Origin of the sequence: Nocardia inohanensis NBRC 100128 (assembly GCF_001612945.1) — a bacterium.
GTDB classification, from domain to species: Bacteria; Actinomycetota; Actinomycetes; order Mycobacteriales; family Mycobacteriaceae; genus Nocardia; species Nocardia inohanensis.
This window is the reverse complement of sequence record NZ_BDBK01000012.1, coordinates 572,113-598,438: the sequence shown is the minus strand read 5'-3', so window position 1 is coordinate 598,438 and position 26,326 is coordinate 572,113. Positions and strand designations below refer to the sequence as shown.

The following is a 26,326-nucleotide window of genomic DNA, read 5'->3' as shown; positions in this document are numbered from 1 at the left end:
GATACCGAACTCGGACGCCACTGGGCAATTCCCGTTTCCCGCAGTGAAAGTAGCGTCATCATGACCGTGACAGCTTTCGTCCCGCCCGTTCACCGGCCCGCCGAAATCCTGGCGCACGCCCGAACCGTGCTCGAACCGGTCCTGCGTGACGCGGTGCTCACCCTGCCGGAACCGTTGCGCCGCATGGCCGGATACCACTTCGGCTGGTGGGATGCGCACGGGGCGAGCATCCGGGCCGACTCCGGCAAGGCACTGCGCCCGGCGTTGGCCGTCTCCGCCGCCCTGGCCTGCGACGGGACCGCCGCGGCGGCAGCGCCGGCGGCCGCGGCGGTGGAGTTGGTGCACAACTTCACCCTGATCCACGACGATGTCATCGACGGCGACGAACTCCGGCGCGGCCGGCCCGCCGTCTGGCAGGTGTGGGGGCTGGCCGATGCCGTCCTGCTCGGCGACGCCCTGCACGCACTCGCCGTCAAGATCCTCGCGACGCGCTTGCCGGGCGGCGCCGTGGTGCCCGCGGTGGATCGGCTGGAGCGCACCGTCACCGAGCTGTGCCGGGGGCAGCACGAGGATTGCGCGCTCGAAATCGGCTGCGGCACTTCGGTAGCGGCGTACGAGCGGATGGCGGTCGGTAAGACCGGCGCGCTCTTCGGCTCGGCCTGTGCGCTGGGCGGGCTCTGCGCGGGCGCGGATGCCGATACCGTCGACCGGCTGGACCGGTTCGGCCGTGAGCTCGGCATCGCGTTCCAGGCCGTCGACGATCTGATCGGCATCTGGGGTGATCCGGCGACCACCGGTAAACCATCCAGCGACCTGGGGCGGCGCAAACGATCGCTGCCGGTGGTGGCCGCACTGGAATCGGGCACCGAGGCGGCGCGTGCGCTGGCCGCCCTGTATCGCGTGCCGGGGCCGCTCTCGCCGAGTGAAATCGCCTGTGCCGCACTGCTGATCGACCAGTGCGGCGCTCGCCGGTGGACCGAGCAGGAGGCCGAACGCCGGATCCGGCAGGCGATCTCGGCCTTGCCCGACCGGCCCGGCTGCGCGGACCTGATCACGCTCGCCCAGCTGGTCGCGCACCGCGACAAGTGACAATGCCGCGAGCACCGGGGAAGTCCGCCGCCATGGCCGCCGGGATTCTCGAGCACATCAATGTGGCGGCACCGAGAGGATGACCGAAGATGAACGAAACAGCCTGCGCTACCGCGTTATTGGAGGCGAAGTCCGGGGACCGCCGGCGTACCGTGCTGCTGGCCGCGCCGCGCTCGTTCTGTGCGGGGGTCGAGCGGGCCATCGACGCCGTGGAACGCCTGCTGGCGGATCCGGAGCGCACCGGGCCCATCTATGTGCGCAAGCAGATCGTGCACAACACCCATGTGGTGGCGGACCTGGCGGCGCGCGGGGCGGTCTTCGTCGATGAGCTCGACGCGGTACCGCCCGGGGCCACCGTGGTGTTCTCCGCGCACGGTGTTTCACCGGCCGTGCGCGCGGCGGCCGCGGCGCGGCAGCTCACGGTAGTGGACGCGACCTGCCCGCTGGTGACGAAAGTGCATTCGGAGGCAAAGCGTTTCGCGGCGCACGGGAACACCGTGGTGCTCATCGGTCATCGCGGTCACGAAGAGGTGGAGGGCACCGCGGGGGAGGCCCCGGAGGCGACGGTGGTGATCGAAAGCCCCGCGCAGGCGCTCGCGCTCACCGTGCCCGACGACGAGCGGGTCTGTTTCCTCACCCAGACCACGCTGTCGGTGCAGGAGACCGCCGAGACGGTAGCCGCACTGCGGCAACGGTTTCCGCGATTGCACGGCCCCGCCGGCGCGGACATCTGCTATGCCAGCACCAATCGGCAGCGCGCGGTGGAGGAGGTGGCCGCCCGCAGCGATGTGTTCCTGGTGATCGGCTCGGTCAACTCCTCCAATTCGCAGCGCATGGTGGATGTGGCTCGCCGCCAAGGGATCCCGGCCCATCTGATCGACGACGGCACCGAGATCCGGGCCGAGTGGATCATCCCGGCGGGCACCGTCGGACTCTCGGCCGGGGCCTCCGCGCCGGCGCGGCTGGTGGAGGAGGTGCTGCGCGCGCTGCGCCGCTACGGCCCGCTCACCGTGCGTGAGCACGTCAGCTCACGCGAGCAGGTGTTCTTCGCGCCCCCGGCCACGGTACGGAGGCGGTCATGAAAACCTCGGTGACCTCGGCGGCGGTTTCCGGTCCGGCGCGGGTCACCGCCGCCGGCGCGCCCGCGGCGATGCCTTCCGGTGCGACCGCCATCGTGGACGAGCCGATCGCCGCTGCGGATCTTCCCGGCCGAGCGGCCGGGGCATTCGCGACCGCGCCCGCCGACACCGGCGAGCTGCCGCAGCCGCTGCGCGATGTCGAATCCCCGGAGGCGTTGCGCGCACTGCCCGCCGCGCAGTTGCCGATACTCGCCGCACAGATCCGGCAGTTGCTGCTCGGCACCGTGCTCGGCGTCGGCGGACATCTCGGACCGAACCTCGGTGTCGTCGAGCTGACCATCGCACTGCACCGCGTCTTCCGGTCACCCAGGGACACCCTGCTTTTCGACACCGGCCATCAGGCATACGTGCACAAGATCCTGACCGGTCGCCGTGCGGCGTTCGCGGCGAGCCTGCGGCAGCCGGGCGGGCTGTCCGGCTACCCCAGCCGTGCGGAGTCCGTCCACGACGTGATCGAGAACAGTCATGCCTCCACCGCCCTCGGGTATGCGGATGGGATCGCCAAAGCCCGTGCGCTGCAAGGGAAACGGGATCACGCGGTGGTGGCGGTGGTGGGCGACGGCTCGCTCACCGGCGGGATGGCGTACGAGGCGCTGAACAATATCGGAGCATCCCATCGCCCGGTGGTGGTGGTGCTCAACGACAACGGCCACTCGTATTCGCCCACCGCCGGTGCGATCGCCGCCCACCTGGCGGACCTGCGCGCGGGGCTCAGCACTTCGCGCACGGGCCCGGACGCCATGGGGCGCAACCTCTTCGAACACCTCGGCTTCACCTACCTCGGCCCGATCGACGGCCACGACTGCGCCGCCCTGGAAGCCGCGTTCCGCCGAGCCCGGCGACTGGGTCGTCCGGTGGTGGTGCACGCGGTCACCATCAAGGGCCTCGGCTACGAACCCGCCGGCCTCGACCCCGAACGCATGCACACCATCGGTCCCGCGCGGCCCGCCGCTCGCGGCACCGCGAGCGGGACGCGATCGGCCCCGTGCGGTCCGCCGCGCCCCGCCGAATCCACGTGGACCGATGTGTTCGCCGAGGAACTCGTGCGCATCGGCGCCGTGCGCGATGACATCCTCGCGATCACGGCCGCCATGCCGGGGCCGACCGGACTGCGCGAGTTCGCGCGGCGGTACCCGGATCGCTGCTACGACGTGGGCATCGCCGAGCAGCACGCGGTGGTGAGCGCGGCCGGATCGGCCATGGCGGGCATGCATCCCGTCGTCGCGATCTATGCCACGTTCTTGAATCGGGCCTTCGATCAGGTGCTGTGCGATGTGGCGATGCATCGTTTGCCGGTGACCTTCGTGCTCGATCGGGCCGGGATCACCGGGCCGGACGGGCCCAGCCATCACGGCATGTGGGATCTCGACCTGTTGGCCGGGGTGCCGGGAATGCGGATCGCCGCGCCCCGTGACGCCACTCGCCTGCGCGAACTGCTCGCCGAAGCGGTGGCGGACGAAAGTGGGCCGACCGCCGTGCGATATCCGAAAGCCGCTGTGGGCGAGGATATTCCGGCCGTCGAACGGTGCGGCGGACTGGATGTGCTGCGGCGGGCCGAGGGGCGTGAGGTATTGCTGGTGGCGGTCGGTCCGCTCGCGGGCAGTTGTCTCGAGGCGGCGGGACTGCTCGCCGCCTCAGGTATCGAGGCCACCGTGGTGGATCCGCGCTGGGTGCTGCCGATCGGGGTGCAGCTCACCCGACTCTGCGCCGAGCACCGCCTCGTGGTCACCGTCGAGGACGGCACCCGGCGCGGCGGTGTCGGGCCCGCCCTCGCGGAAGCACTGTCCGACAACGGCATCACCACTCCGATGCGATGGCTCGGGCTGCCGCATCGATTCCTGGCGCACGGCGAACGCGGCGCGCTGCTCGCCGAAGCCGGGCTCACCACCGCCGAGATCCTGCGCACGGTGCTGCGCGCCCGCGCCGGGATGGACGGCGCCGCGACGTCGGAGGTTTCACCATGACCATCGCGCACGTGGAGCTGCCGCGCCCGCTGCCGCCCCGGCGTCGCACCCGGCGCATCCGGATCGGCGGGGTGCCGGTGGGCGGCGGCGCGCCGATACCGGTGCAGACCATGACCACCACCCGCACGCGCGATCTCGACGCCACGCTGCGGCAGATCGCCGAGGTCACGGCCGCCGGCTGCGACCTGGTCCGGGTGGCGGTCCCGACACCCGACGACGCGGCGGCGCTGCCCGCGCTGGTGCGCAAGTCGCCGCTGCCGATCATCGCCGACATCCACTTCCAGCCCAGGTACGTCTTCGCCGCGATCGATGCCGGGTGCGCGGCGGTGCGGGTGAATCCGGGCAATATCAAGGAGTTCGACGACCGGGTCGGGGAGATCGCGAAAGCCGCTGCGGCGGCGGGCATTCCGATCCGGGTCGGGGTGAATGCCGGATCACTGGACCGGCGCATGCTGGCCAAGCACGGCGCGGCCACACCCGAGGCGCTGGTGGAGTCGGCGCTGCACGAGGCCGCGCTCTTCGCCGAGCACGGTTTCGAGGATTTGAAAATCGCGGTGAAGCACCATGATCCGCGCACCATGATCGCCGCCAACCGCCTGCTGGCCGCGCGCTGCGACTATCCGATTCACCTCGGGGTCACCGAGGCGGGGCCCGTATTCCAGGGCACGATCAAATCCGCGGTCGCCTTCGGAGTGCTGCTGGCGGAAGGTATCGGCGACACCATCCGGGTGTCGATCTCCGCGCCGCCGGTCGAACAGGTGAAGGCGGGCAATCACATTCTGCAATCGCTCGGCCTGCGCCCGCGCCAACTCGAGATCGTGTCCTGCCCGGGGTGCGGGCGGGTGCAGGTCGATATCCACCGCCTGGCCGCCGAAGTCGAGGCCGCCTTCCAAGGCTTCCCGCACCCCCTGCGCGTGGCCGTCATGGGATGCGTGGTCAACGGCCCGGGGGAGGCGCGGGAAGCCGACCTCGGCGTCTCCTCCGGCAACGGCAAAGGCCAAATCTTCGTGCGGGGTCGGGTGGTGCGCTCGGTACCCGAACACCGGATCGTCGATGCCCTCCTGGAGGAGGCGCTCGCCTTGACCGCCCACCACGATCGGGCGACGCCGTAGCGTGTCGGAGGTGATGGGAAGCAAGGCGGTTCGATGGGGCGCCGTCGCCGGCATCGTGGTGCTGGCGGCGGCGATCCACCTGCTGTCCCGTCCGGAACCCGCACGGGAGGTGGCCGCGCCGGTGCGGGTGTGGTCGCGGGTCATCACCCTCACGGCCGCGGACGGGCGGGCGACGGCGCGCATCGACAATGGCGCCCCGGGTGATTCGGTCTGGCTCGATCGTGGTGACGGCAAGGGACAGGTTCGCGACGGCGGCGTCGATGCCGCGAACGTTCCCGCGAACGGTGTCTCGGCCCGGACCGATTCGCACCGATACGGCGGTGATCGCTTGCGGGCCTGCGGGAAAGCGGGCGACCGCGCGGAGATCCGGTGCACACGCTGGACCGAGGCGGATGATCCGGCACCCGGCCGCCTCGAACGCGCCGTCGAACGGTTGCTCGATCGCTACGACCATCGAACCGGATTGTGGGAGAACGACTCCAGTACGTGGCAGAGCGCCGATGTGCTCACCACGTTGATCGGATACATGAACCGCACCGGCGACCGCCAATACCTGGGCTACCTCGACGAGACCTACCGCCACGGCGAGATCGCCGCCCGCGGCGTACCTCGCCGGACCGGCTACAACGACGACGAGCTCTGGTGGGCGGCGGCCTGGATTCGCGGCTACGACCTCACCCAGGAGCCCCGCTATCTCGACGCCGCGCGCCGCATCGTCGACGGGCTGGGCGATCAGCGGACATCCTTCTGCGACGGCGGATTGGCTTGGGCGAGAACCGGAGTCGATCCCGGTCTGCGCCCCTTCGATCAGGTGAACGCCATCACCAACGGCCTCTACCTGGAGGTCACGGCCGCGCTGTCCACTCGGGTCGAGCCCGCGCTGCGCGCCGGTTACCTCGAGCTGGCCGCGACCAGCTGGGGGTGGTTCGCGACGCCCTCGGGCCGCGCTCTTTTCGACGCGTCCGGTCTGGTGAACGATCACCTGGACCGTTACGGCGGCACCTGTGTCCTCGTCGATGCGGATCGGCGCTGGACGTACGGTCAGGCCGCGCTGATCGGTGGTCTGGTCGCGCTGTATCAGGCCACGAAATCCCCCGACCTGATCACCGCTGCCGACCGGATCGCCGCCGCGGCAACAGGTTCCGGGTCGCCCTTCCTTCGCGATGGCGTGCTGACCGAACCGGGTGCCGTCGATTGCCCCGGTTCGGGTTGTCGTGACGCGGAAATCTATAAGGGCGTCTTCGTTCGCGCGTATCGGGAACTGCTGGACAGCGGTGTATCGCGCGTAGCGGTCGCGGAATTCCTTGCCGGGCAGTCGGACTCGTTGCGGGGTGCCGGCGACGAGTACGGGTTTCGCTGGCAGGGCGGGCTCGGCGGCGATGACCGGCCCAATTTCGCTACCCAGGCCGCGGCAGTGGATGCGCTCGTGGCCGGGTAGCGGGGAGATCAGGGTTCGGTGGTGACCGTCGTATCGATGAGGCCGAACACCTCGTCCTGCGGTCCGCGCAGGATTCCCATCCGGCCGAACGGACTGTCGTCGGGGCCCATCATGACCGTCGCGCCGAGTTCGGTCGCCTTGTCCAGGGCCTGATCGGTTCCCTCGACCTGGAACCAGGTGAGCCAGTTCGGGGGCTGGTCGCCGCCCATCGGGCTGGTGTCCATGATGCCGCCGGCGGGCCGGTCGGAGCCGGGGGTGGCGAAGGTGGAGTAGACGAAGTTCTCGCCGTCGCCGATCTCGGTGTAGGTCCAGCCGAAGAGCGTGTTGTAGAAGTCCTGGGCGCGGGTGTAGGCGGGCGTGTGCAGTTCGTTCCAGCAGAGCGCGCCGGGTTCGTTGAAGATGCCCGCGCCGGTGTGCGCCTTGGCTTGCCAGAGGCCGAAGACGCCGCCGGTGGGGTCGGCGGCGATGCACATGCGGCCCACATCCATGACGTCGAAGGGCGGCATGAAGACCGCGCCGTCGGCGGTGGGGATGACACCCGCGATGGCGTCGATGTCATCGGCGGCCAGGTAGGTGGTCCACACCGAGGGCATGGCCACGTCGTCGCCCATCTTAGGGCCGATGCCCGCGGCGGGCTTGCCGTCGATCATGGCCATCAGGTAGCCGCCGGCTTCGGGTGGGCTGTCCAGGATTTCCCACCCCAGCAAACGGGAGTAGAAGTCGCGGGCGGCGGCGGGATCGTCGACCGAACAATCGACCCAGCACGGGGTTCCCTGCGGCCAAGCATTGTCGCGAGTGGGCATTGCGATCCTCCAGAGAGTGATTCAACAAGGCCCGTTTCAGAGTACGGCACACTTTTGGCAAACGCTGCTCGCCGGTTCGGACCGGCCTGGTTCAGCGGATCGGCTTGATGCCGTACAGCTCGATCTTGCGGTACAGCGACGAACGCGCAATGCCCAGCTGCTGGGCCGCGCGATGGCGATTGCCGCCGGTCTCGGTGAGCGCACGCACGATGGCCGAACGCTCGGCGGCCTCCAATCGCGACAGGGTGCGGCGGCCGGTGACGAAGCAGGTCTCGGGCAGATCGGTGCGCCGCAGTTCGCCTGCGGGACGGCGGGTCAGGGCGGTGTGCAGGGCATCGCGCAGCTCGGCGATATTGCCGGGCCAGTCGTGACCGAACAGCACCCGCATGGCGTCGGGGGCGCAGGCCACCTCGCGGCGGGGCGCCAGCGTGCGCAGCAGGTGGGGCACGAGTTGGGTGAGGTCGTCGAGGCGATGTCGCAGGGCGGGGACCGTGACGGAGTGCCCGAAGTGGCGCAGGACCTCCTCGGCGCGGGGGCGGCCGGTGACGGCGTCGGTGGTCATGGTGGCGACCAGCCAATGCCGCAGGTGATCGGTGCCGTGCAGGCGGGCGGCGAGGGCGGGGGCGTGCGCGGGATCGAGTTCGTCGAGGTGGGCCAGCACGATGGTGGCCGGCTCGCCGGTGGGCCATTGACTATCGAATCTCGGTGCACCCGAACGGCATTCGATGAAGACCAGCGGCCGGGTCGGGTGGACGCGCCGGTGCGCGGCGGTGATCAGGGTGAGTTTGCCGGTGCCGGATTCGCCGTTCACCACCACGGGGCGGGTGGCGCGGGCGGCCTCCAGCATTTCGGCTCCGGCGGCCCGCCAGACCGGGGAGACGCCCGGAAGTTCCGGGATGCCAACGGTTTTGGTGTGCCGGCGCTCGCTGCGTAGCTCGGGGACGGCCAAGTCGATCTGGAGGACCACCCCGGCCACCTCGGTGCCGGCGAGCACGGTGCTGGCCTGTACCCGGGCGGTGCGGCCGGTGGGCAGGTCGACCAGCACCTCGGTGCCGTCGCGGGCGCCGGCCAATTCGACCGCCACCTCGCGCAGGCGGCCCCGATCGTGGGCGCTCAGTTCGGCATCCGCGCGGGCATCGGTCATGAACACGTCGCCGCCCAGCGCCACCACCGGGCCGCGGCCGTTGCGCGCCAGGCGCAGGAACCGATCCAGCACCGCCTGCTGCCGCAGCGATCCTGTGGTCCGCAATTCCGCTTCGATATGCCGGGCGGCCTCGCGGATCAGCACCGGCATCAGCGGATTCGCGTCCTGCGCCAGGCAACTCAGGTCCAGCACGCCCTGCACGGTGCCGGTCAGCGGGTCGCGCACCGGCGCGCCCGCACAGGCGAATACGGTGATGTTCTCCGCGAAATGCTCAGGGCCCTGGATGAACACGGGCTTCCCGGCGGCCAGCGCGGTGCCGACGCCATTGGTGCCCACCGAATCCTCGCTGTAGACGAACCCCGGAGCGAAGTACACGCCATCGAACAGCTCGCCCAGGAAGCGCTGGTTATCGCGCCGCACCAGCACCCGCGAGCGCTGATCGGTGAGCGCGATGGTCACCGGCAGCTCCGCCAATTCCGTTTGCAGCCGCTCGATCACGGGCACCGCGCAGTTCACGAACCGCGTGGTCAGATCCAATTCACCCTGATAGCCGCGATCGAGCACGTTCACCAGATCGCTGACCCCCGCATCGAGCGAGCGCCGCCAGGAGGCCAGCACCAACCCCGACACCGCGCCGGATCGCACCTCACCATCGGTGACGAACGTCTCTCGCGCCCGCTCGACTCGGACGACCTCATCACCCGGGTCCACCGCACTCCTAAAAGCATCGGATCATCCACGTACGGCCAGGCCGCGCCGCCATGCTCGGATTCTCCGCAGCCACCCCGCCCGCCGTCAAGGCGTAACTGTCCCAAAGTAGGACAGCGAATCCATCGCGCACTGTGGAAACTGATACCACCGACGGCAGATCCAGCCGCAGCGCAAAAAGCAGACCGAGCGCCGCGGCCGCCGTTCGGCGGATCTGCCCCGGACCGTGGCGACAACGACGTCGCCCGCGATTCCCCGCCCAAGGTCGCGTCCCGGTCCGGGGCAGCGTTGCGCCACGGGAAATCGCCCCCCGAAGGCGAACCGGCCCCGCTCGCCGCGAGCGGGGCCGGTTGTCGTTGTGGATAGTCGCCGAATCAATTTCCCAGCTCGGCCGCCCCCGAAAGTCGCTGAAGCGCATGGCAACCGCGTGCCGGCTGCAATAGGCTGCTGACCTGGCATCCGGATTCGGGGGGTGGGCAGTTGGCCGATACGGGCGAATCCGACTTCGGCGGGTACCGCATCGAGCGTGAGCTGGGCAGCGGCGGGATGGGCACGGTGTACCTCGCGCGGCACCCGCGCCTGCCGCGCGAGGACGCTCTCAAGGTGCTGTCGGACACTCATCACGACGACCCCGGCTTCCGGGCGCGGTTCCTGCGTGAGGCCGAAATCGCGGCGCGGCTGCAACATCCGAACCTGGTGGCGGTCCGGGACCGGGGTGAACACGCCGGCCAGTTGTGGATCGCCATGCAGTATGTGGCCGGAATCGATTGCGCCGCATTGGTTCGGCGCGGGCCGGTCGATCCTGCACGCGCGGTGTGGATCGTGGCCCAGGCGGCGAGCGGTCTCGACGAGGTGCACCGGGCGGGACTGTTGCACCGGGACGTGAAGCCGGCCAATATCCTGATCTCCGAACAACCCGGCGTGGCAGATCGGGTGCTGGTCACCGACTTCGGAATCGCCCGTCCCGCTGACGATTCCAGCACCCTCGACGGTGCTATCGGATTCAGCGCCACCCTGGCCTACGCGGCTCCGGAGCAGATCAACGGCCGGCCGGTGGACCAGCGCACCGATGTCTATGCGCTAGGTTGCACGCTGTATCAGCTGCTCACAGGCAAACTGCCGTTTCCTCGCGACACTCCGGGCGCGGTGCTGTACGCCCATCTGAACGAGCCGCCGCCGCTGCCGTCCAGCGGAAATCGGTCAGTGCCCGTGGGATTCGACGCGGTGATCGCCATCGCCATGGCGAAGGATCCGGACGCACGCTTCCGGAGTTGTGGGGCGCTCGCGGCGGCAGCGCGGGAGGTGCTGACCCCGACCGTCGTCGCCGATACCTTCGCGCCTGGGCGTCGCCGCCGGAAATGGGCGGCCGCGTTATCGGTGATCGTCTTTGCCGGGGCGGCGCTGACCGCCTTCACGGTCCTGGACGGGCGGCAGCGGGCACCGGAGGCGAATCAGCCCCACGCCGACGGCTTCGATCCGGAGCAGTGGGGTGAATACGCCGATATGGTCAAGGTTTTCGCCGAACTGTTGCCGCCGTCGTCGTATACGACCGGCTACCAGGACCTCAGTAACTGTGTTCCGGTCGAGTACGGCACCAGCGGTGAGGTGCTGCCGTTCGAGCAGAAGGTCACGGTCGGCGACCTGATGTGCTACGGCGACCAGACCCCGGTGTTCACCCTCGATGTGATCTGCCGGACCGATCGCACTCCGCTGCAACCCGATCACTCGCTCATCAACAAACTCGAAGGAGACGAGGCGTGGACCCGGGGCGGCGGGGCGGGCCACCTCTTCTGGGGCAGTGCCACCTTCTCCAAGAAGCTCGACGAGGTGGTGCTGGCGGGCCGCACCTTCGGAATGCTCGAGGTGTACTTCGATGACACGGCCCGCAGCCACTGCCGAGTGGAGGTGATGGGCGTCTCGACCGGCGCCGAACTCCGGGACCGGTGGTGGGCGCAGGCACCCCTGTGACCGCTCGAGGCAGAGAATGCGGATGATCAATCGAACCATCGAAATACGCACGGTCGCAGTCATACTGGCGCTTGCGTTCGTCAGCGCCTGCGCCACGACCGGGCATCCGGTTCCGCGGCATCCGGACCCGGCCACGTTCGACACCGGGATCCACGCGATCCGGCCACTGGAGCGGCCCGACGCCGGCAACGAGCAGTACGGGCGGGTGGAGGAATCCGTGCGGATGGCCGAAGCGGTGATCGATCCCGGCGAGGCCGATCCCACGCTGACCCAGACCATCGGTACCGACGGGCTGGCGCTGATGCCCACCCCGGCGCGCGCCGCGACCCTGCTCGCCACCCAGGTGCGTGTGGTGCTGGAACGGGAAGGGATGATCGCAGGGGTCGCGGTCGGCGGTGCGGATCGGGAGGTCTACCGGCCGAAGGCGGGCGAGTTCCACGGCCTGACCCTGTTGCTGCTGCGCTTCCCGGACGCGGATGCGGCGGCCCGGGCGGCCCGTGACATCGATGCCGTCGACAAGGCGGTGAATGCCGAGAATGTCTCGGTCCAGATCCCCGGATACACCGCGGCGGTGGCACATTGGCGGCCCACCGTAGCGAGCCTGGCGGCCACCGTTGCCCATGAATCCTACGTGCTGCACGCGCTCGCTTCGCATACCGCCACCGACCTGTCCGCGTTGACGACGTTGGCCCGCAATGGATTCGACAAACAGATCGCACGACTACGGGACTTCACCCCCACTCCGGTTGCCGAGATCGCCTCGCTCCCACTGGATCGCGACTCCATGCTGAGTCATATGGTTCCCGCCGCGCCGGGCCGCTGGCCCTATCCAGCGGTGTTCTCGCTGACCCGGCAGGTGGTGGCGGGCTGGGAGGCCTCGCTGTACCCGGCCGGTGTGGTGCTCGGTCCGCGTGCGGTGCGCCTGTGGGCCATGCACGGTACTCCGGAAGCGAGTGCGCCTGAACTGCACGCCGTGAACGGACTGGATGCACTGTTTCGCTACCGAACCGCGGCCGCGGCCCGAACCGCGTTCGAACACGCGGAACAGAAGGATTCCGAGGGCCACCATGTGGTGGTGGCGCCCCAAGGCGTCCCCGCCGAGGACATGCGCTGCGGGGCCGAGGATCAGGTCGGCAAGGGGGGATTCACGCAATTCTTCTGCAGGGTGAGATACGGGCGCTATATCGCGATCTTCTTCGCGCGCACCGAACAACAGATGCGGCAGCGCGCGGCGGCGCAATACGCGTTGCTGATCGGATGGGTGGACTGAATGATGGCCGGATCGCTCACCGCCGGGGTTATTTTCGCGGGATACCGGATCGAACGGGTGCTGGGAACCGGTGGCATGGGCACCGTCTATCTGGCCCGCCATCCGCGTCTGCCGCGCTACGACGCGCTCAAGGTGCTGCCGAAACCATTCGGTTCGGACCCCGAGTATCAGGCGCGGTTCCTGCGCGAAGCGGAGACGGCCGCTCGGATCGACCATCCCAATGTGGTCGCGGTGCACGACCGAGGCGTGGCGGACGGACGGCCGTGGATCGCCATGCAGTACGTGGAGGGTATCGATGCCGCCGAACTCGTGCGGCGGCACCCGGACGGCTTGCCCCCGGAGCTGGCGCTGCGCGTTACCGCCGAGGTGGCGAACGGGCTGGACGAGGTGCATCGAGGCGGGCTGCTGCATCGGGATGTGAAACCGGCGAACATACTGTTGCGGCAGGGCGGTGACGACCGGGCGCTGGTGACGGATTTCGGGATCGCCAAGGCGGCAGGGGAATCCACCGCGCTGACCCAAACCGGGGCGGTGCTGGCCACTCTCGCTTACGCGGCACCGGAGCAGCTCATGGGCCGCGCGATCGACCATCGAGCGGATGTCTACGCCCTGGGGTGCGCGTTCTTCGAACTGCTGACCGGGCAGCAGCCCTTCCCTCGCACCAATACCGCCGCCGTCATGCACGCGCACATAGCGGCTGAACCGCCTCGGCCGAGTCTGATGAATCCGGCGCTGCCGCAGGCGATCGACACCGTTATCGCACGGGTGTTGGCCAAGGATCCGGCCGACCGCTACGACTCGTGCGGTGGGTTCGCCGAAGCGGCCGCGGCCGGCTTGCGCGGTGTCCCGGACCGCCACCGGCCTGCTGCCAGGGCTCGGGCCCGCCGGCGGCGTGGCTATGCCATCGGCGCGCTGCTGGCGGTGATGGGGCTGATTTGGTCCGGTGTGCTTGTGCTGCAACGTGATCCGGAATCCGGGACCGCTGTCGCACCGCCGTCCGCGACCGCCGGCACCACCACTTCCGCGACCCCGGCGGGAAGCGCGCCTTCCTGGGGCAACTTTGCTTTCGTCGCCGAGGCGTTCCCGAAGCTGCTGCCCGCCACCCCGACCGGCAGCGGATATCAGGGCATCCGCTGCAAGCCGCTCAACGAGGACGTCGAAGTTGCCGACGTGAACTCCCAACCGGGCCGGATCGCCACCCTGGATTGCCAGGGTAACGATAATCCAGCGCAAGGGGTCAGCGCGTACTGCAACAGCGATCGAGTGCCGGGGCGCGTCCGAGCGTTGACGAGACCTGACTGGACGCAAGGCGGTGAGGAGACCTGGGAGCGCGCGGGCCGGCGCGGCCGGATCATTTGGGGTCAGGCGAGTACGGGAAAGTTCGGCGGGACGCTTCAGATCCAATTCGACGATGCGGCCCGGAACTTCTGTGAGGTGATCGTTTGGGGCGCGGCGGGCACCACCGGCGCGGACCTGATGCAACGGTGGTGGCCCAATGCGCCGCTGTAGTCGCGTTCCGGATCGATCGGCGGGCGTGTGGTGAGCGAGTCGTCGCTGCTACCGGGCACGGTTTTCGCCGGATATCGGATCGAGCGGGAGCTGGGCAGCGGTGGTATGGGCGCGGTGTATGTGGTCCGGCATCCGCGGCTGCCCCGCCGCGACGCGCTGAAAGTGCTGGCCGCCCAGTACGGGTCCGATCCCGAATTCCGGGCGCGGTTCGTGCGCGAGGCGGAATTGGCTGCCCGCCTGGATCATCCGAATATCGTGGCGGTGCACGATCGCGGGGTGGAGCAGGGGCGGCTGTGGATCGCCATGCAGTTCGTGGACGGCAGCGACGCGTCGGCGCTCATCCGTGCCGCACCGGAAGAGCGTGCGCCGCAACGGATACTGCGCGTCATCACGGAGGCGGCGCGCGGTCTCGACGAGGCGCATCGGAACGGTCTGCTGCACCGCGACGTCAAACCCGCCAATATTCTGCTGGAATCCCGGTCCGGCCGGCCCGAACGGATCCTGGTGACCGATTTCGGAATCGCCAAGGCCGCCGCCGGATCGACGGCGCTGACCGAGACGGGGACGGTGCTGGCCACCCTCGCCTACGCGGCCCCGGAACAGCTCACCGGCCGACCCGTCGATCATCACGCGGATGTCTACGCGCTCGGCTGCACCGCGTTCGAATTGCTCACCGGATACAAGCCGTTCCGCCGCGCCAATCCCGGTGCGCTGATGGCCGCCCACCTCTATGAAGCAGCCCCGGCCGCCACCGCCCTGCATCCCGGCCTGCCGCCGGCCGTCGACGATGTGCTGGCGCGAGCCCTCGCCAAAGCGCCCGGCGACCGGTATCCGTCCTGCGGCGTGCTGGCGGCGGAATTGGCGGGCGCGCTGGGCTTCCCGGCGCAGGCCGCGCACGTCGTACCACTCTCCGATCGCCTCGCCCGCACCGCGGTCGCCGGAAGTGCCTGGGCGGCGGGGCTTTCCGCCCCGGATACCGGACCCACCGCTGTGTTGCGCGCCCGGCCGGCCTCGCGGCGACGTAGCCGGCTGATCGGCCTCGGGGCGGTGATCGCGGTGGGGCTGCTGATCGGCGGAATCGGTGTGTGGTGGTATCGATCCGGCGAACCGGCCGCCGATCCGCTGGTTGCCGGCACCACCCCGTCGACCACTGCGACCGTCAAGACCTGGGGCAGTCACGATTACATCGCACGGGCCTTCGCGAATCTGCTGCCCGTGAGCCCGGATGCGGCAGGTTACCAAGGCATCCGGTGCGCGGCGGTGGACGACGATCAGCGGCCCGCCTCCCTGACCGCGCCCGCGACCGGAGTGAACCACCTGTCCTGTAGCGGAAACAAGGATCCGGTGGAGCTGCTGGTGGCCAGTTGCAATGCTGACCGCACCGCTGAAGAGATGGTGCATTTGAACAAGCGCACCACGGTCACCGGCGACGAAGACTGGCACCGGTCCTGGGGGAGGGGTCATCTGGCCTGGGGAGATGTCGATAACTCGGACTGGACGATCGGGATACTCAGCATCAACTTCCTCGACAACGCCCGTAAGAACTGCTGGTTGGAAGTGTTCGGATCGACGTCCGGCGCGCAATTGCGCGAACAATGGTGGCCGGACGCCCCGCTTTGAAATCGGTTCGCGGCCAATGGTTCCGAAGTCCATCGAAGCAATGGGCATGTGCCCAGTGCGGCGGCAGGGGCATTGGTTTCGGGCACAGTGACCCGCGAACGGGTCGGTCGTATGGTCCGGAGGGTGCGAGGGCCGAAGATTCACGGTGCGGTGGCGGAGGGGTGGGGGCATGTCGCGGATGCCTTTCGGGAGAATTTCACGCGGCGGGGGGAGATCGGCGGGGCGGTAGCTGTTTTCGACGGGGACCGTGCGGTGGTGGATCTGTGGGCGGGGTGGCGGGAGGTGGGGGCGCGGTTGCCTTGGGAGCGGGACACGGTGGTACCGGTGTTCTCGGTGACGAAAGGTGTTGCGGCGCTGGTGGTGGCGATGCTGGTGTCGGCGGGGCGGCTCGAGTACGACGCGGCGGTGGCGGGGTATTGGCCGGAGTTCGCGGCGCACGGGAAAGAGCGGATCACCGTGCGGGAGTTGATCGATCATCGGGCGGGGTTGCAGGTGCTGCGGGGGCATACGCTGCGGTTGGAGCAGTTCGGTGATCTGGACGCATTGGCGGAGGTGCTTGCCGGGCAGCGGCCGGCGGCGGTGGCGGGGCACGGGTATCACCCGGTGACGGCGGCGCTTTATCAGAACGAGCTGGTGCGGCGGGTGGATCCGGCGGGGCGGAGCATCGGGCAGATCGTGGCGGCGGAGCTGGGGCCGTACGGGGTGGATTTCACGCTGGGGTGGCCGGATTCGGCGAGCTTGGCGCGGGTGGCGGTGCCGACCCGGGCCGCTGGACTGGCGCTGCGGCATGAGCGGGAGGTGGCGTGGCGGGTGCTCGGTGCGGCGCAGCTGGGATTCGGGGCCTTCCGGAAAACGGTGGGGAACCTGGGGTTGCCGATGCCGGACGATTCGGTGCGGCGAGACTATCTGCGGGTGGAATTGGCCGGCACCAACGGGGTTGGTGACGCGCGCTCCATTGCCCGGATGTACGCGGCCGCGATCGGCGGGCTGCCGATGGTGCCGCTCTCGGCCGAGGTGCGGGCGGCGCTGGCCGAACCCGGTCCGCCGGCTGCCCGGGATGCCGTGCTGCACACCGAGACCCGATTCCATCTCGGCTTCCGCAAGTCGTGCGATGTCTTTCCGTTCGGGTCGGCGGATCGACGCGCGTACGGGACGCCCGGGCTGGGCGGATCGCTCGGATTCGCCGATCCGGCAACGGGTCTCGGCTTCGCCTACGTCACCAACCGGCTGGGGTTGTCGATCAATCTGGACCGGCGCGCGGGGGCGCTGTGCCGGGCGGTGTTCAGTTGAGCCGGAGGGTGCGATACGCCTGGAGCGCGAGGTAGAGCTCGGCGGCTTCGGCGGGGGCGGCGAAGCGGCGGCCGGTCAGATCGGTGATGCGGTTGAGGCGGAAGCGGACCGTATTGCGGTGGCAGAACAGGGTTTCGGCGACGGCCGCCACCTCGCCGTCGGAGGCGAACCAGGCCGACATGGTGTCCAGCAGGGTGCCGCGGTCGTGATCGGGCAGGGCGAGTACGCCGCCGAGGATGCGGTCGGTGAGGGCTTCGGCGATCTCGGTGGCGTCGGCGAGCAGTACGGGGATCAGCGCCTGTTCGTAGCGGACGATCCGGGCTGTTTCGCATTGCGCTGCGGTGCAGGCCAATTCGGCTTGGCGCAGGGCGGCGGGGGTGGCTTCCAGACTGTCGTAGACGGTGCTCAGGCCGGCCGGACCGGTAGCGCGTTCGGACAACAGCTGGACCAGGCGTTCGGGGGTGAAGGTGTCGGTGATGGCGACGATGCCGAGCTGGCAGTCCACCCGCAGCTGCCAGGCGGAGCGGACGCCGAGCGTGGACAGGGTTTCGCTGATGCCCGGAATCGCTTCCGCCGCAGTGCTTTCCGATGTGGCCGCCACCATCAGGTAGCGGCCCTGGCGGGGCAGGCGCAGCAGGTCGGCGTATTCGCCGAGCCGGGGTGCGTCGCCGCCGGTGAACAGGGCGTCCAGCGCCGCGTCCCGCAGCCGGGCGTCGCGCCGCTGCATCTCGTTCTCGACCTCCTGGTAGCCGAGGGTGAGCGCCTCGGAGTAGTCGTCGACCAGCTGCCAGACGTCCGAGGCCAGGCGCAGCAGCGCGCGCTCGTCGCCCGGATTCTCGGTCGCGTAGCCGAGCGCCCGCTCCCAGGTCACCCGCGCGCCGATGCGATACGAGCGCAAGGCCACCGGCAAGGGAATGCGCTGCTGCGCCCGCAACCTGCCGTTGGCGCGCGCCACCTCGGTGCCCGCGTCGGGGTCACCGGCCAGGTGCGACAGGATCGCGACCAGATGCTCGCGGTTGTTCTGCCGCAACCCCTCCGGCGTGGCCAGTTCGGGATACGCCGGTTCGGCCTGCTCGATGGCCGCCGCCACCTCCGCCACCAGCGCGTCGATATCGGCCAGCAGTGCACGGCCCGCCTCGGCGATGAAGGCATTGCTGGCGGATGACCGATCGTTCACGAGCATCGATGCTAGTCAGACGGCCGCGAGCGTCCAGTCCCCGCGCGGTTCGTTGTGCGGCGGCCCGCTCGCAGCCGGTCGTCGCTGGTCCCGGGCACAGCGGGACCGCTGTCGCAGGCGTCCGGCTCAGCGCGCGGAGTCGGTACGGCGCGAGCGGTAGGCGTGCAGCGCGAGGAACAGTTCGGCGGATTCGGCCGGCGCGGTGAAGCGGCGGCCGGTGAGATCGGTGATCCGGTTGAGCCGGAAACGGACCGTATTGCGATGGCAGAACAGCACCCCCGCCACGGCCGCCACCTCACCGTCCGAGGCGAACCACGCCGACATGGTCTCGAGCAGTGTGGCGCGGTCGTGTTCGGGGAGTTCGAGCAGCGGGCCCAGCACGCGCTGGATGAGCGCGTCGGCGATCTCGGGGGCTCCGGCGAGCAGCACCGGAATCAGCGCCCGGTCGTAGCGGACCACCCGATCGCTGTCCGATTGTGCGGTGGCACAGGCCAATTCGGCTTGCCGCAGGGCGGCGGCGGTATCGGTGAGCATGCCGTAGGCGGCGCTGACCCCGACCGCACCGGTGGCGCGCTCGCCCAGCAGCGCGGTCAGCCGCTCCAGGGTGAAGGTGTCGGTGACCGCCACGATGCCGATCTGGGTATCCACCCGGACCCGCCACGCGGACCGCACCCCCAGCGCGGTGAGCGCCTCACCGACCCCCGGAAGCGGTTCGGCCGCAGCCGATTCCGAGGCCGCGGCCACCACCGCGTAACTGCTCTGCACCGGCAGCCGGACGATATCGGCGTATTCACGCAGGTTCCCGCCGTCCACCCGCCCGGTCAGCAGGGCGTCCAGGGCCGCGTCCCGCAGCCGGGCGTCGCGCCGCTGGATCTCGCTCATCGCCTCCTGATATCCGATGGTCATCGCCTGCGAATAGTCGTCGACCAGCCGCCACACCTCGGACGCGGTGGCCAGCAGCGCCCGCCCGGCCCCGAGTTCGTCCCCGGTCAACGCCATGGCCCGATCCCAGGTGACCCGCGCCGCGATGCGATAGGTGCGCAGCACCACCGGCAATGGAACACCCTCGGCCGCGCTCTCGCACCCGGTTTCGCGCGCGATCGGCAGCCCGGTTTCGGGCCCGCCCGCGAGATAGGTCAGCACCGCAGTCAGATGCCGCCGGTTATTGTCGCGCAGCCGTTCGTAGTTGGGCGCCGGCAGCAGCGTCCGCTCGGCCGCCGCGATCGCGCCCGCCACCGCATCGGAGAGCGCGTCGATATCCGCGAGCAGCAGCGCGCTGATCCGCGCGACGGCGGGGGAGACGGCGGGTCGGTCGGTCACGGACGAGATGCTAGCGGCGTTCACCCGCAGGTCACGACAGCGCGGTGACTCTCGCGCGGCCACCGGCGAAGTTCGTGCGCGGGCACAACCGCGCTTGTCATGTCGTGTACGCGAGCACATTGCGGGCGGCCCCGCGCGCGCCGACAATCTGGCTCGACGCCGGTGGGCCTCCCCGGGCACCCCGGCCGGGGCTGCGGATTACGCGCGGCCCGAACGATTTTCGCGCGCCGCTGCCGCGGGCAATGCCCGCTTGATTGTGCACCGGCACAATCCGCGCTGGGCGTGAGTCCATTGTGACCTGGCCCTCACGCACCCACCATTGTCAGCTGACCGTTCGGACTATGTCGTCCGGCACTGCGCGTAGAGGAACTGCATGCGAACCACTGTGTCCGCCGGCCGTGAGCTGGTGGTGCCCGCGTCCTACACCATCGCCCCCGACGCGGCGCTGCCCGATCTCGTCACCGGGAACGCCCGCGACTGGCCGGATTTCGTGGCCTTCCAGGTGCCGGCGGACAACGGGTGGCGCGATATCACCGCGGCCGAATTCGCCGCGCAGGTGGCGGCCGTCGCCAAGGGGCTCATCGCCAGCGGGATCGAGGCGGGCGATCGGGTGGCCATCATGTCCGGCACCCGCTACGAATGGTCGCTGCTGGACTTCGCGGTGTGGGCCGCGGGCGGCTGCACCGTCGCCATCTACGACAGCTCCGCGCCCGATCAGGCCGAATGGATTCTCACCGACTCCGGCAGCAAGCTGGTCGTGGTCGAGCATCTCGGCCACGCGCGCACCATTTCGATGGTGACCGCGCCGCTGGTGGGGGAGATGCTGCGCATCGACTCGGACGCGATCGACGAATTGATCCGGCGCGGAACGCAGATCGGCGATGCCGAGCTGGCGGCCCGGCGCGCGGCGGTCACCGCGGACGCCCCCGCCACCCTCATCTACACCTCCGGCACCACCGGACGACCCAAGGGCGTCATCCTCACCCATCGCAATCTGCTCGCCGAAGCCCTGTCCGGGCAGCGCGCCCTCACCGACGCGCTGGTCGCGGGCGGGCGCACGCTGATGTTCCTGCCGCTCGCGCACGTCTTCGCCCGGGCCATCTCGGTGGCCTCGCTCTCCGCGCGGGTCACCGTCGCGCACTCCAGCGACTGGTCCACGCTGCCCCAGCAGTTCGCCGCCTACCAGCCGGATTTCATTCTCGCGGTGCCGCGCGTGTTCGAAAAGGTTTACAACGGGGCCAAGCAGCGCGCGCACGACAGCGGTAAGGGCCGCATCTTCGATGCCGCCGCGGCCACCGCCATCGCGTGGAGTCAGGCGCAGGAGACCGGTGGCCCGGACCTGCTGCTGCGGATCAAGCACGCGGTCTTCGATCGCCTGGTCTACACGAAACTCCGTGCGGCCATGGGCGGCCGGTGCTCGCGGGCGGTCTCCGGCGGCGGGCCGCTGGGCGCGCGGCTCGGGCACTTCTTCCGAGGTGCGGGTGTGCCCATCTACGAGGGGTATGGGCTCACCGAGACCAGCGCGGCGATCACCGTCAATACGCCGAGCGCGATCCGGGTCGGGACCGTCGGGCGGCCCGTGGAAGGGCAGGCGGTGAAGATCGCCGAGGACGGTGAGGTGCTGCTGCGCGGTTCGCTGGTCTTCTCCGGCTACTGGCACAACGACGCCGCCACCGCGGAGGCGTTCACCGAGGACTGGTTCCGTACCGGCGATCTCGGCGCGCTGGACGACGACGGGTATCTGCGCATCACCGGGCGTAAGAAGGAGATCCTGGTGACCGCGGCCGGCAAGAACGTCTCGCCCGCCCCGCTTGAGGATTCGCTGCGGGCGCATCCGCTGATCAGCCAGTGCATGGCGGTCGGTGACGGGCAGCCGTTCGTCGGCGCGCTCATCACCCTCGATCCCGAGGCGCTGCCGGGCTGGCTGGAACGCCACGAGGTGGATGCCGCGACGCCGCTCGAACGGATCGTGGAGCTACCCGAGCTGCGCGCCGAACTCGACGCCGCCATCGCCGAGACCAATGCGAAGGTCTCGAAGGCGGAGGGCATCAAGAAGTTCCGGGTGCTGACCGTCGACTGGACTCAGGAAAGCGGCGAACTGACGCCGAAGATGTCGCTCAAGCGCGCGGTGGTGGCGGAGAAGTACGCCGCCGACATCGCCGCCCTCTACAACTGAATCAGGAGCATCCCGTGAGTGGACTCGCCGACCCGGCCTCCGGCCTGCTGAACCCGAACACCGTCGACCTGTCGGGGTACGACCCGCAGACCCAGCGCCTGCTGCGCGCGACCATCGACTGGTTCGAGCAGCGCGGCAAGCGCACGCTGCTCCGGCAATACAATGAAACGACCTGGTACGCCGACTATCTGGAGTTCGCGGCCAAGGAGAAGCTGTTCGCGACGCTGCTGACGCCGGCGCTCGAGGGTGAAGGGGATCCCGACAAGCGCTGGGACACCTCGCGGATCGCGGCGTTCAGTGAGATCGCGGCGTTCTACGGGCTCGGGTACTGGTACGCCTGGCAGGTCACCATTCTGGGGCTGGGACCGATCTGGCAGAGCGCGAACGCACAGGCCAAGCAGCGGGCGGCACGCCTGCTCGACGCCGGTGAGGTGTTCGCGTTCGGGTTGTCCGAGCGCACCCACGGGGCCGACATCTACTCCACCGATATGGTGCTCACGCCGGTCTCCGACGGCGGGTTCACCGCCACCGGCAGCAAGTACTACATCGGCAACGGCAATGTGGCGGGCATGGTTTCGGTGTTCGGCCGCCGCGCCGACGTCGACGGGCCGGACGGCTACCTTTTCTTCGCCGTGGACAGCCGGCACCCCGCCTATACGGTGGTCAAGAACACCGTGCACGCGCAGATGTATGTCAGCGAATTCCGGCTGGACGAGTATCCGGTGACGGCGGAGGACATTCTGCACACCGGGCAGGCGGCGTTCGAGGCCGCGCTCAATACCGTGAACGTGGGCAAGTTCAATATCGGGTTCGCCTCCATCGGCATGTGCGAGCACTCCTTCTACGAGGCCGTCACGCATGCGCACAACCGGGTGCTGTACGGCAATCGGGTCACCGAATTCCCGCATGTGCGCAGGGCTTTCGTCGATGCCTACGCCCGGCTGCGGGCCATGAAGCTGTTCTCCACCCGCGCCATCGACTACTTCCGGTCGGCGCATGCGCAGGACCGCCGGTATCTGCTGTTCAACCCGGTCACCAAGATGAAGGTGACCACCGAGGCCGAGCGGGTGGTGGCCGAACTCTGGGATGTGATCGCCGCCAAGGGTTTCGAGAAGGACACCTACTTCAACCAGGTGGCCAAGGACATCTCCGCGCCGGCGAAGCTCGAGGGCACGGTGCACGTGAACCTCGCGCTCATCCTGAAGTTCCTGCCCAACTACCTCTTCGGCGCGACCGAACGCCCCGAGGTGCCGGTGCGCGACGATGCGGCCGACGACGAGTTCCTGTTCGCGCAGGGACCGACGCGCGGACTGGGCTCGATCACCTTCGCCGACTGGCGCGATGCCTTCGAACCGTTCGCCGAGATCGCCAATGTGACGGTCTTCCGCGAACAGGCCGAGGGCCTGACCCGCTTGCTCGGCAGTGAACCGCCCACCCCGGAACAGCAGCGCGACACCGATTTCCTGCTCGCGCTGGGCGAGTTGTTCACGCTGCTCGTCTACGCCCAGCTGATCCTGGAGCAGGCGGCCGTGGACGGCACCGAGGCGGCGATCATCGATCAGATCTTCGACGTGCTGGTCCGCGATCTGTCGGTGCGCGCGGTCGAACTGCACAATCGCGCCGCCGCGACCGAGGCTCAGCGCAATCACGCACTGGCCCTGGTGCGCTCGGCGATCACCGATCCCGCCCGCGCCGATACGGTCTGGTCGCGGGTCGTCGCCCTCGCGGGGGCCTACGAAATGAACCCCGGGGACGGCGAGATCGTATAACCGCATACCCCGACCGATCGTCCGGGCGTCGCCGCGACCCGGACCGCGCGGCCCCACCGGCCCCTCGCCGGTGGGGCCGTCGCGCGTTCCAAACACTTTGCACCGCAAAGTATTTCGTCCTGATTGTGAGATGGCACACATTGTCTCAGTCAGTGTGAGGCAGTTACATTGTGTGCGATGTATCGCACACGATCAATCTCAGCGCAGACCGCGAAACCCCATGCGCGGCCGGTAGTTCCGACCGTCGCCGACCTGATCGTCACCCGCCTCGCCGCCCACACCACCCACGTCTTCGGTGTAGGCGGTGCGAATATCGAAGACCTCTACGATGCCCTGCACCGCACTCCCCACCCCCTCACCGGCATCGTCGCCAAACACGAATTCGGCGCGGCCACCATGGCGGACGGCTACTTCCGCGCCACCGGCCGCCTCGGCGTAGTAGCGGCCACCTCCGGCGGCGGAGCCATGAACCTCCTCGCCGCCCTCACCGAGTCCTACGACTCGCGAATCCCCCTGCTGGCCTTGGTCGGCCAGCCGCCCCTCGCCCTCGAACGCCGAGGCGCCTTCCAGGACACCAGCGGCGGCCCCGGCCTCCTCGACGCCGAACGCATCTTCACCGCGGTCAGTCGCCACTGCGAAAAAGTCGTCACCGCCGGGGATATCGAGGCGGCACTGGACCGTGCACTCGCCGCCGCATACGCCGCTGGCCCGGCGGTTCTGTTGCTGCCCAAAGATATTCAGGCCGCGCCCGCGCTCTACCCCCGGGTGCAAGCCGACGCGGATCCCAGCGGGTATCCCCACGAGACCGTCGCCGGATCTCGCCGTGGGACCGCCGCCGCCTCATCGAGCGGGGATGCCGGGAGCAGCCTGACAGCGGGCCACGCCGTACGCCACAGTGGCGCAGCGCCGCGCGGTGGTGCCGGAGTGACCCCGGAAGGCATTCATTCCCAACATCTTCCGGCCGGGCCGACCGGTTCGGAAGCCACGCCGAGCCGAATCGCCCTGCGGGACGGTGACAGCGCGGCGCACGCGCTGGCCCAGTTGCTCGGGTCGCTGCGCGGTCCGGTGGTTTTCATCGCCGGGCCGGAGGTGGCGCGGGCCGACGCGCGGGCCGAACTCGCGGCGCTGGCGCGCGCGGTGGACGCCACGGTGCTGGTGACGCCGGACGCCAAAGACGCGTTCCCGAACGGGGATTCGAGATTCGGCGGTATCACCGGGATCATGGGGCATCCGCATGTCGCGGAGCTGGTGGCCGGGGCGGCGGTGTGCGTCCTCGTCGGTGCGACGCTGCCGATGACGGCGCGCGCGGGACTCGACGACGCGCTGCTCGCCTGCACGCATGTGGCGAGCGTGGGCGATGAAAAGCCGTATGTGCCGGCGGAGGTGCACGTGCCCGGACCGCTACGGAGTCGCCTGCGTGAACTCGCCGCGCAATCGCGTCGAGGTGTTCCGATTTCCGGCTCCGACATCGAAACGCCTCCCGTCGACGGCCCCGCTGACCCTGCGGCGGGAGCCGGCCGGGAATTCCGGGCCCGAGGGAACACGGGTGGGTGGAACTCCTTGCCGGAGTTGCCGGTTCCGGAGGGGAGCGGCCCCGGGGTGCGGTATCGCGAGGCGGTGCTGGCCCTGCGGGATCGGCTGGCGGCCGGTACCACCGTGGTCGCGGATGCGGGGAATACCGGTGCGGCCGTGGTGCATTATCTGCCGGTGCCCGAGGACGGGCGGTTCCTGATCGCGCTCGGGATGGGCGGGATGGGGTATGCGTTCGGGGCGGGGGTCGGGGCCGCGCTGGGGCGGGGGCGGCGAGCCGTCGTGATCGCCGGGGACGGTTCGTACTTCATGCACGGGCACGAAGTGCATACCGCTGTCGAGTATCACGTGCCCGTCACGTTCGTGGTGTTCAACAACAACGCGCACGGGATGTGCGTGACGCGCGAACAGCTCTATTACTCGGGGGAGTACACCTTCAACCGGTTCGGGCAGGCGCGGATCGGGGCGGCCGTGGCCGCCATGTTCCCGCATCTGCCGGCGTTCACCGCCACCACCATCGACGAGTTCGAACGCGCGCTCGACGAAACCCGTACCACTTCCGGGCCCGCCTTCATCGAATTGCTCTGCGATCCCGATGAGATTCCGCCCTTCGCCCCCTTCCTGAAGGAGTTGTCAGCATGACCGAAGCTGCCCGCATCGCCCCCATCGAAGTGCCCGATGTCGGAGTGCCCGGGGTGTATCGCATCGAAACCCTCGCCATGAAGGAGGGGATGCCGATGGTGCTGGATATGACGCGCGCGGTGTATCCGCACGACGAGATCTTCGGGGACTACTGCACGGTCCACGAATTCGTGGCCGCCCCGCCGGACGAGGTGTACGAGTACCTGGCCGACACCCGCAGCTTGTGCGAATGGACCTACAGCATGCGGGGATTCGAGCGGGCCGGGGAACCGGACCTGTGGGTTTCGGACGACCGCATCGGCTCGCACACCCGGATCTACACCCGCACCGTCGCCAATCCGCAAGCGCGCACGGTGGATTACCACTGTTCGTGGGATCAGAGCGAGCACCTGTGGATGATCTACCTGATGCGCGTGGTGGACGCGCAGGTGGTGCTGAACAAGCCGGGCTCGGTGGTCACCTGGACCAACTGCCGTCACCCCTTCTACGAGGAGAACGGCTATCCCGCCACCGCCCCGGCCGATCGCCCGGTCTGGGTGGGCGACTTCTGGCACCTCTTCGCCGCCGGGCACCTGCTCGAACTACGCAATCTCAAGGCCATCTGCGAGCACCGCCACGCCGCCGGCCAGCCGATCAAGCCGGAATGGATGGACTGAGC

Annotated in this window: 18 protein-coding genes; 14 read left to right on the top strand and 4 right to left on the bottom strand. The window is 69.4% G+C overall.

Annotated elements, in window-relative coordinates; genetic code table 11:
- Nucleotides 1-60 precede the first annotated feature (60 nt).
- The 5 genes from NI1_RS25100 (at nt 61) to NI1_RS25080 (ending at nt 6,742) form a co-directional block, all read left to right on the top strand.
- Nucleotides 61-1,089, top strand: coding sequence for a polyprenyl synthetase family protein (locus tag NI1_RS25100; RefSeq protein WP_067825179.1), 1,029 nt, complete (start codon nt 61-63; stop codon nt 1,087-1,089).
- Nucleotides 1,090-1,178: 89 nt separating this feature from the next.
- On the top strand, nt 1,179-2,171 hold the full coding sequence (gene ispH, locus NI1_RS25095) for a 4-hydroxy-3-methylbut-2-enyl diphosphate reductase (RefSeq protein WP_067825177.1): 993 nt from the start codon (nt 1,179-1,181) through the stop codon (nt 2,169-2,171).
- Nucleotides 2,168-4,192, top strand: coding sequence for a 1-deoxy-D-xylulose-5-phosphate synthase (locus NI1_RS25090; protein WP_245663389.1), 2,025 nt, complete (start codon nt 2,168-2,170; stop codon nt 4,190-4,192). The genes ispH and NI1_RS25090 overlap by 4 nt, the downstream gene beginning before the upstream one ends.
- The gene (gene ispG / locus NI1_RS25085; protein WP_067825175.1) at nt 4,189-5,304 is read left to right on the top strand and encodes a flavodoxin-dependent (E)-4-hydroxy-3-methylbut-2-enyl-diphosphate synthase; all 1,116 of its coding nucleotides are present in this window, start codon (nt 4,189-4,191) and stop codon (nt 5,302-5,304) included. Before NI1_RS25090 ends, ispG begins: the two co-directional genes overlap by 4 nt.
- A gap of 13 nt (nt 5,305-5,317) precedes the next feature.
- The gene (locus NI1_RS25080) at nt 5,318-6,742 is read left to right on the top strand and encodes a glycoside hydrolase family 76 protein (RefSeq protein WP_245663395.1); all 1,425 of its coding nucleotides are present in this window, start codon (nt 5,318-5,320) and stop codon (nt 6,740-6,742) included.
- A gap of 8 nt (nt 6,743-6,750) precedes the next feature.
- Here NI1_RS25080 and NI1_RS25075 read toward each other — a convergent pair whose 3' ends face one another.
- Both NI1_RS25075 and NI1_RS25070 read right to left on the bottom strand, forming a co-directional pair.
- On the bottom strand, nt 6,751-7,545 hold the full coding sequence (locus NI1_RS25075) for a VOC family protein (protein WP_067825171.1): 795 nt from the start codon (nt 7,543-7,545) through the stop codon (nt 6,751-6,753).
- A gap of 91 nt (nt 7,546-7,636) precedes the next feature.
- Nucleotides 7,637-9,400, bottom strand: a complete 1,764-nt coding sequence (locus tag NI1_RS25070) for a sigma-54-dependent Fis family transcriptional regulator (RefSeq protein ID WP_084523632.1) — start codon at nt 9,398-9,400, stop codon at nt 7,637-7,639.
- 477 nt (nt 9,401-9,877) lie between these two features.
- Here NI1_RS25070 and NI1_RS25065 point away from each other — a divergent pair, with 477 nt between their 5' ends.
- From NI1_RS25065 to NI1_RS25045, 5 genes are all read left to right on the top strand, one after another.
- Nucleotides 9,878-11,365, top strand: coding sequence for a serine/threonine-protein kinase (locus tag NI1_RS25065; RefSeq protein WP_067825169.1), 1,488 nt, complete (start codon nt 9,878-9,880; stop codon nt 11,363-11,365).
- A gap of 22 nt (nt 11,366-11,387) precedes the next feature.
- Nucleotides 11,388-12,635 carry a DUF7373 family lipoprotein gene (locus NI1_RS25060; RefSeq protein ID WP_157535320.1) on the top strand — a complete coding sequence of 416 codons (1,248 nt, stop codon included), beginning with the start codon at nt 11,388-11,390 and terminating at the stop codon, nt 12,633-12,635.
- Nucleotides 12,636-14,144 carry a serine/threonine-protein kinase gene (locus NI1_RS25055; RefSeq protein WP_245663388.1) on the top strand — a complete coding sequence of 503 codons (1,509 nt, stop codon included), beginning with the start codon at nt 12,636-12,638 and terminating at the stop codon, nt 14,142-14,144.
- 30 nt (nt 14,145-14,174) lie between these two features.
- The gene (locus NI1_RS25050) at nt 14,175-15,764 is read left to right on the top strand and encodes a serine/threonine-protein kinase (protein WP_245663387.1); all 1,590 of its coding nucleotides are present in this window, start codon (nt 14,175-14,177) and stop codon (nt 15,762-15,764) included.
- Between the two features lie 123 nt (nt 15,765-15,887).
- Entirely contained in the window at nt 15,888-17,054 is a 1,167-nt protein-coding gene (locus tag NI1_RS25045) for a serine hydrolase domain-containing protein (RefSeq protein WP_245663386.1), read from the top strand.
- Here the strand turns inward: NI1_RS25045 and NI1_RS25040 are convergent.
- Together NI1_RS25040 and NI1_RS25035 are read right to left on the bottom strand one after the other, a co-directional pair.
- Nucleotides 17,047-18,231, bottom strand: coding sequence for a PucR family transcriptional regulator (locus NI1_RS25040; RefSeq protein WP_169815629.1), 1,185 nt, complete (start codon nt 18,229-18,231; stop codon nt 17,047-17,049). The two genes, NI1_RS25045 and NI1_RS25040, sit on opposite strands and share 8 nt — an antisense overlap.
- Before the next feature lie 126 nt (nt 18,232-18,357).
- Nucleotides 18,358-19,551, bottom strand: coding sequence for a PucR family transcriptional regulator (locus NI1_RS25035; protein ID WP_067825162.1), 1,194 nt, complete (start codon nt 19,549-19,551; stop codon nt 18,358-18,360).
- A 373-nt stretch (nt 19,552-19,924) separates the two neighbouring features.
- On the opposite strand from NI1_RS25035, the gene NI1_RS25030 reads away from it, so the two are divergent.
- The 4 genes from NI1_RS25030 to NI1_RS25015 all read left to right on the top strand — a co-directional run bounded on the left by NI1_RS25030 (nt 19,925) and on the right by NI1_RS25015 (nt 26,324).
- Nucleotides 19,925-21,727: an AMP-dependent synthetase/ligase gene (locus tag NI1_RS25030; RefSeq protein ID WP_067825160.1), complete on the top strand. Its 1,803-nt coding sequence runs from the start codon at nt 19,925-19,927 to the stop codon at nt 21,725-21,727.
- 14 nt (nt 21,728-21,741) lie between these two features.
- Nucleotides 21,742-23,496: an acyl-CoA dehydrogenase family protein gene (locus NI1_RS25025; RefSeq protein ID WP_067825158.1), complete on the top strand. Its 1,755-nt coding sequence runs from the start codon at nt 21,742-21,744 to the stop codon at nt 23,494-23,496.
- Nucleotides 23,497-23,673: 177 nt separating this feature from the next.
- A complete protein-coding gene (locus tag NI1_RS25020) occupies nt 23,674-25,668 on the top strand; it encodes a thiamine pyrophosphate-binding protein (RefSeq protein WP_084523628.1) in 1,995 nt (664 codons plus the stop codon).
- On the top strand, nt 25,665-26,324 hold the full coding sequence (locus NI1_RS25015; protein WP_157535318.1) for an SRPBCC family protein: 660 nt from the start codon (nt 25,665-25,667) through the stop codon (nt 26,322-26,324). The genes NI1_RS25020 and NI1_RS25015 overlap by 4 nt, the downstream gene beginning before the upstream one ends.
- The last annotated feature ends 2 nt before the right edge of the window (nt 26,325-26,326 follow it).

Coding starts and splice junctions, on each gene's coding strand:
- NI1_RS25100 (WP_067825179.1), top strand. CDS start 61: ATGACCGTGACAGCTTTCGTCCCGCCCGTTCACCGGCCCGCCGAAATC.
- ispH (WP_067825177.1), top strand. CDS start 1,179: ATGAACGAAACAGCCTGCGCTACCGCGTTATTGGAGGCGAAGTCCGGG.
- NI1_RS25090 (WP_245663389.1), top strand. CDS start 2,168: ATGAAAACCTCGGTGACCTCGGCGGCGGTTTCCGGTCCGGCGCGGGTC.
- ispG (WP_067825175.1), top strand. CDS start 4,189: ATGACCATCGCGCACGTGGAGCTGCCGCGCCCGCTGCCGCCCCGGCGT.
- NI1_RS25080 (WP_245663395.1), top strand. CDS start 5,318: ATGGGAAGCAAGGCGGTTCGATGGGGCGCCGTCGCCGGCATCGTGGTG.
- NI1_RS25075 (WP_067825171.1), bottom strand. CDS start 7,545: ATGCCCACTCGCGACAATGCTTGGCCGCAGGGAACCCCGTGCTGGGTC.
- NI1_RS25060 (WP_157535320.1), top strand. CDS start 11,388: ATGATCAATCGAACCATCGAAATACGCACGGTCGCAGTCATACTGGCG.
- NI1_RS25055 (WP_245663388.1), top strand. CDS start 12,636: ATGATGGCCGGATCGCTCACCGCCGGGGTTATTTTCGCGGGATACCGG.
- NI1_RS25030 (WP_067825160.1), top strand. CDS start 19,925: ATGCGAACCACTGTGTCCGCCGGCCGTGAGCTGGTGGTGCCCGCGTCC.
- NI1_RS25020 (WP_084523628.1), top strand. CDS start 23,674: ATGTATCGCACACGATCAATCTCAGCGCAGACCGCGAAACCCCATGCG.
- NI1_RS25015 (WP_157535318.1), top strand. CDS start 25,665: ATGACCGAAGCTGCCCGCATCGCCCCCATCGAAGTGCCCGATGTCGGA.